Here is a 5648-nt window from a genome sequence, read left to right as displayed (position 1 = left end):
CGGCACGGCCGCGGGCGGAGTCAGGCCCCGCGCTCTTGCCCTGCACGGCATCCAGGACGGAGCCGTCGAGGACCGGGAGCGACTCGTCGAACTCCGTCGTCTGGTCCAGGGGCGTGAGGTGCTCGGAGTCGGCCGCAGCCGGGGCGGCCAGGGCCAGCCCCGGCAGCAGCAGACCCAGGCTGAGGGCGGTGGCGAGGAGGCCCGCACGGCGGCGCCGCGGGGCAGGAGGCTGACGAGACACGGTGTCGTCCTTCGTGGGTGGAGTGATGGGCAGGGCGTTTCCCTCCACCCTGCCGCGAGCATAATAACCGAACCAGGCCTCCAGAGGGTGATGGGGATCACCACCACCCCTCCGTCGAGCGGGCCGGGCGGGCGGTGTGATGGGATGTTCCCATGAAGCTCTCTACCTTTCGACTGCCCGGCTCGGACCCAGACACCCCCGGCGCCACGTTCGCCGCACTCGTCACGGAGACCGACGGTCCCCGCGCCACGGCCGCCGTCGAGCTGGAAGGCGTGATCGACGTCGGGGACTTCCTGTCCCTGCCGGAACCGCACCGCAGCGAGCTGGTGGAGGCCACCCTCGCCGCGGCGGCGGAGGAGCCCTCCCGGGTGCTGGACGCCGCGGCACTGGAGCCCGCCACGCTCATCCCGTTCCCCACCAAGGTGTTCTGCATCGGCCTGAACTACCGCAACCACATCCTGGAGACCGGGCTGGAGCTGCCGGAGCACCCCTCCATCTTCACCAAGTTCGCCCAGACGCTCACCGGGGCCACGGATGCCATCGAGGTCCCGGCCGAGGACCACCGGCTGGACTGGGAGGGCGAGCTGTGCGTCGTCATCGGCGAACCCGGCCGTCGCATCCCCGAGGATCAGGCTGCCGCCCACATCGCCGGTTACGCCATCTCCAATGACGTCTCCGTCCGCGGCTACCAGGGCCGCACCACTGAATGGACGCAGGGAAAGGTCTGGGAGGAGACCACGCCGATCGGCCCGTGGCTGGTCACGCCGGACGAGTACGAGCCCGGCGCCACGATCACCACCCGCGTCAACGGCGAGGTCATGCAGCAGGACTCCACCGGGGACCTCGTGTTCGGGGCAGCCAAGCTTGTCTCCTACCTCTCCGATCTGGTCACCCTGCTGCCCGGGGACCTCATCCTCACCGGCACCCCCGCCGGGGTCGCCCTGGCCCGGAAGAACGACGCCGGCCGGCGCCCCTGGCTGAAGGCCGGGGACGTCCTGGAGACGGAGATCGAGGGCCTGGGCCGGCAGCGGAACGAGATCCGGTGACCGCCGGATTCACCACGTGCGACCTCTATGACGCGGATGGGACGCTGCAGTCCTGCTCGGTCCAGTTCCTGGACCTCGGCGCCCGGCCGGTGTTCACCGGCCCCGTGCGGACCCTCCGCTGCCACCGGGACAACGGGCTGGTCAAGCAGGTCCTGAACTCCCCCGGTCACGGCGCAGTGCTGGTGGTGGACGGTGGCGGCTCCCTGGAGTCCGCCCTCCTGGGGGACCTCATCGCCGGGGCCGCCGTGCGGAACGGCTGGTCCGGAGTGGTCATCCACGGAGCCATCCGGGACCGGGCAGTCGTCCGCACCCTGGACCTGGGCGTCAAGGCGCTGGGGTCCAACCCCCGGAAGTCCGCCAAGGACGGGGCCGGCGAGGTGGACCTCCCCGTCGAGTTCGGTGGGGTGACCTTCACCCCGGGCGCCACCCTCTGGGCGGACGAGGACGGCATCCTGGTCACGCCGTGATCCGCCCCCTCAACATCCTCGGCGCCGGCCGGGCGGGGACCTCGCTCGCCCGGGCCGCCGCCGCGGCCGGCCTGCCCGTGCGGATCGCGTCCAGCCGACCACCCACCGCGATGCGCCTGCACCTGTCCCAGTACGCCCCCCGGGCCACCGCGGTGGCGGCGGAGGCGATCGCGCAGGACGGTACGGACCAGCCGATCGTGGTGCTGATGGTCCCCCAGGAGGACCTCGATTCCGTGGACCCGGGCTGGCTGGACGGCTGCCTCCTCGTGGATGCCACCAACCGCTGGGCCGGAGAGCCGCTCCCGGGCTGGCTCCAGACCGCGCTCGACGCCGGCCGGTCCAGCTCCGAAGCCCTCGCCGCCCGGTTCCCGGGCGCCACGGTGGTGAAGGCCCTGAACCACGTCAGCCACTGGGAGCTGGACACCGCCGGCCGTTCCCCGGGCCCCGAACGGCGAGCGCTGGGAGTGGCCTCGGACCGCGAGGACGCCGCGGCCGCCGTCGGGCAACTGGCCGGTGAGCTGGGGTTCGCCCCGGTGCTGCTGCCCGCCCTGGCCGCCGGCCGGGCCCTGGAGCCGGACGGGCCGGTCTTCAACCGGCCGATGTCCGCACCCGAGCTGGCCCGTCTCACCGGCGGTACTGTGGTGCAGGACTGAGGGGAACGGTTGCGGCTCTGCCCGACCCGACCGATCCGAACCGAGACTGGCCACCGAGAGCAGGGACGCCCGATGCCCACCGACACCGCCCACATCCGAACCGGCCCGCGTGCCACACCCCGCTCCAGAACGGCGGCCGGGGCAGCGAACAGGGTGACCGGCTGGGTCGCGGCCCTCGGCCTGGCGCTCGGCCTGCTGGCCACCGTGCCGGCGGCCCTCGTCATGGGTGCATCCCCGGCTCAGGCCGACCAGGCCGAGGACGTCATCCTCGAGGACGGCGCCGGAATCATCCACGAGCCGACCCTGCGCGAAGGCCTGGACGGGATCTCCTTCTACGAGCCGACCACCGTGGTGGTCTGGACTCAGCGCGGCGAGGCCGAGTCCAACCTCAATGAACGCGTCCTGGCGGATGCCCGCGAGAACCATCCGGAGTGGATCAGCGACGACGGGCAGAAGTGGGCGGACGGGCTGTTCATCTACGCTCTCGACCCGGAGGGCCGCCTGCAAGGGGTCTACTTCGGGGAGGACCGGAAGGTCAGCCTGGAACTCCAGGAGGACATCCGGGACGCGGCGTTCGACTCCCTGCAGGAGGCCAACTGGACGCAGGCCGCCCTGGACGCGACCGAGGCCGCCGGGGCCGTGATGAACCGGCCCTGGTACCGGCACCCGGGGCTGTGGGTCGGCGGCGGGGTCCTGGTGGTCATCGGTGGCATCGTCGGCGGAGTGAGCGTGGCCAGCAGGAACAGTCGGCGGCAGAAGGCGCAGGCGGAACTGGACCGCGGGAACCGGGCTTTCGCCAACGTCAGCACGGACCTCGAGGCCACCGAGCTGAACGCCCATACCGTGCCGGATGACTCGACGTACGGGGCCATGGTGCTCGAGCGGTACCGCACCTTCCACGAACGCTATCTGGAGGCCGCCCGGGAGAACGACCGGCTGTCAGGCCTCCCGGCGAAGAAGCTGCACCGCAAGGAACACCGCCAGGCCATCACGGCGTACACGAAGCAGGCGGAGGAACTCGACCAGCTCGACGACACCGTGGGCAGTACCAACACGCTGCTGAACAAGTACCCGGGCTGGCCCGAGGCCTGGGATCTCCAGACCGCTCCGATGCGCGAGGACCTGGAGCAGATCGGCGAGCTGGTGACGGGACAGTCCCAGCTCACGGCAGACCAGCTCACCCCGTTGCGCTCCTTCCGCCCTGAGGCGGAGCGGGAGCTGGAGCGGCTGGGCGCTGGCCTGGAGACCGGCCAGCTCTCCCCGGACGAGGCCCTCGACGGCCTGGACGCCCTGCGGATCCGCCTGACCGGGTTGCTGGACGACTACGCGAAGGCCCAGATCAACGCCTTCGCCACGTCCGATGCCGAACGTCAGACCCTGCAGGGGGAACTGGACCGGGAACGGAACCGTGCCTCCCACCGACCCGGTTCGATCCTGGACACCGTGCACCAGCCCGGGTGGTTCTGGACCGCGACCGCCTTCCACCTCGGGTACTCCTCAGGCCAGTCCCACGTGGTGACCGCGCGGGAGCAGGCGGAGGCCTCCTCCTCGTCCTCTTCGACCGGATACGGCAGCTCGGGCGGCAGCTTCTCCGGCGCCGGCTCCTCCTCCAGCTTCTGAGGGACGGGCACCAGGAATGTTGCTGACGGGCCCGCGGTTGGCATGGTCATGAGCACTGACGCACGCCAGGATCCGTGGGCGGATTGTCCGTCGCCGCGAAGAACGCCGCCCGGAAGGCCGGGCTGGACGATCAGCTCGTGGAGCTGGTGAATCTGCGCATCTCCCAGATCAACGGCTGCGCCTACTGCCTCGAGGTTCACACCCGCTACGGGATCGACGCCGGCCTCGACTCCCAGCGGCTCGGCGTGTTGGCCGCCTGGCGGGAGGCGGAGGCCCTCTACAGCGAGACGGAGCGGGCCGCTCTGGACCTGGCCGAGACGGTCAGGCGCCGTTGAACAGCTGGAAGCGAGGAACGCGCCATGAGCAACACCGAGACTGACCCGCAGGAGACCGTCTGCAGGACGGCGCCGGCCACCGGGCCGCGCTTCACCGAGGGCCTTTCGGACGGTGTGGGCCCGCACGCCGGCGGAACCGGCACGGTCGAGCTGCTCGAGCCCCGCGCGGTCCCGCTCGGCGGGCCCCGAGCCATGACCGTCAAACGCACCCTGCCGCAGCGGGCCCGCTCTCTGATCGGTGCCTGGTGCTTCCTGGACTTCTACGGTCCGGACGATGTCTCCGCCACCGGGGGCATGGCGGTCCCCCGACACCCGCATACCGGGCTGGCGACCGTCTCCTGGCTGTTCACCGGGCGCGTGGACCACATCGACTCAGCTGGGAATTGGGCCACCGTTCGCCCTGGCGAGGTCAACCTCATGAACGCAGGTTCCGGGATCACCCACTCGGAGTTCTCCACGGCGGACACCACCGTCCTCCATGGCGCCCAGCTCTGGTACGCCTTCCCGGAGCATGCGCGTGCCACCGCCCCCTCGCTCGAGGCCCATCGACCAGAACCGGTCACCGGACCCGGCTACACCGCCCGCGTCTTCCTCGGCTCCCTCTTGGGCTCCACCTCCCCGGTGAGAACCCACCTGCCACTCACGGGCGTGGAGTTGCGGATGGACCCCGGCACCACCCTGGAGGTGGACGTCCCCGCCGACCACGAGCACGGCCTGCTCCAGGTCACCGGGGCCCTCTCCTTGGATGGAGTCGAGATCCCCGAGGACCACCTGGGCTTCGTCGGTCCCGGCCGCACCCGCCTGAAGATCACCTCCGGGCCGGACCCCGTCACGGCGCTGCTGATCGGCGGCGAACCCCTCGGCGAGCAGATCATCATGTGGTGGAACTTCGTGGGCCGCACCCACGAGGAGATCGTGGCCTGGCGCGCCGCCTACCAGGCCGAGATGGGCTTCGAGGCACCCAGGGAGGACTCTCCGCTGGACGGCGTTCCTCTGGGAGCACCGGTGTCCGGGGGCCTGCTGGAGGGCATGACCGGCACCAGCTACCGCGACGGCCGGCAGTTCCCGCAGTTCGGTGACTTCCCGGCGGGCACCCCCGCCCCCTTGCCGGCTCCGGCACTGCCCACCACCCGCATGCGACCTCGTGCCAACCCACCCTCGAGGAGACAGCAGTGCCCATGAGTGATCAGACACCATCCTCGGAGCACCTGCAGGCACTCCGGCGCCGCTAGCCACCGACGGACCGAGGCGACACAGACCGACGACAAAGCCGGGGGGGGGGGGGG

General features: G+C 71.3%; 7 protein-coding genes. 6 read left to right on the top strand and 1 reads right to left on the bottom strand.

Annotation, left to right across the window (positions count from 1 at the left end):
• The coding region (locus RUH65_RS15160) for a hypothetical protein (protein WP_313818463.1) at positions 1-241 on the bottom strand (241 nt) is incomplete at its 3' end.
• Between the two features lie 152 nt (positions 242-393).
• Here RUH65_RS15160 and RUH65_RS15155 point away from each other — a divergent pair.
• The 6 genes from RUH65_RS15155 (at position 394) to RUH65_RS15130 (ending at position 5544) form a co-directional block, all read left to right on the top strand.
• Positions 394-1287, top strand: a complete 894-nt coding sequence (locus tag RUH65_RS15155; RefSeq protein WP_313818462.1) for a fumarylacetoacetate hydrolase family protein — start codon at positions 394-396, stop codon at positions 1285-1287.
• Positions 1284-1754 carry a ribonuclease E activity regulator RraA gene (gene rraA / locus RUH65_RS15150; protein WP_313818461.1) on the top strand — a complete coding sequence of 157 codons (471 nt, stop codon included), beginning with the start codon at positions 1284-1286 and terminating at the stop codon, positions 1752-1754. Before RUH65_RS15155 ends, rraA begins: the two co-directional genes overlap by 4 nt.
• Positions 1751-2407 carry an NAD(P)-binding domain-containing protein gene (locus RUH65_RS15145; RefSeq protein WP_313818459.1) on the top strand — a complete coding sequence of 219 codons (657 nt, stop codon included), beginning with the start codon at positions 1751-1753 and terminating at the stop codon, positions 2405-2407. Before rraA ends, RUH65_RS15145 begins: the two co-directional genes overlap by 4 nt.
• Positions 2408-2479: 72 nt before the next feature.
• Positions 2480-4027, top strand: coding sequence for a DUF5129 domain-containing protein (locus tag RUH65_RS15140; RefSeq protein WP_313818458.1), 1548 nt, complete (start codon positions 2480-2482; stop codon positions 4025-4027).
• Positions 4028-4101: 74 nt separating this feature from the next.
• Positions 4102-4362, top strand: a complete 261-nt coding sequence (locus tag RUH65_RS15135) for a carboxymuconolactone decarboxylase family protein (RefSeq protein ID WP_313818456.1) — start codon at positions 4102-4104, stop codon at positions 4360-4362.
• A gap of 24 nt (positions 4363-4386) precedes the next feature.
• On the top strand, positions 4387-5544 hold the full coding sequence (locus tag RUH65_RS15130) for a pirin family protein (protein WP_313818455.1): 1158 nt from the start codon (positions 4387-4389) through the stop codon (positions 5542-5544).
• Positions 5545-5648 lie beyond the last annotated feature (104 nt).

Source organism: Citricoccus sp. (assembly GCF_032154715.1).
GTDB lineage: Bacteria > Actinomycetota > Actinomycetes > Actinomycetales > Micrococcaceae > Citricoccus.
The sequence above is the reverse complement of the archived record's forward strand: the minus strand, read 5'-3'. Positions and strand labels throughout refer to the sequence as shown.

Excerpts from the sequence above, each read along its gene's own strand:
- RUH65_RS15140 (WP_313818458.1), top strand. The coding sequence starts at position 2,480 with ATGCCCACCGACACCGCCCACATCCGAACCGGCCCGCGTGCCACACCC.
- RUH65_RS15130 (WP_313818455.1), top strand. The coding sequence starts at position 4,387 with ATGAGCAACACCGAGACTGACCCGCAGGAGACCGTCTGCAGGACGGCG.
- RUH65_RS15155 (WP_313818462.1), top strand. The coding sequence starts at position 394 with ATGAAGCTCTCTACCTTTCGACTGCCCGGCTCGGACCCAGACACCCCC.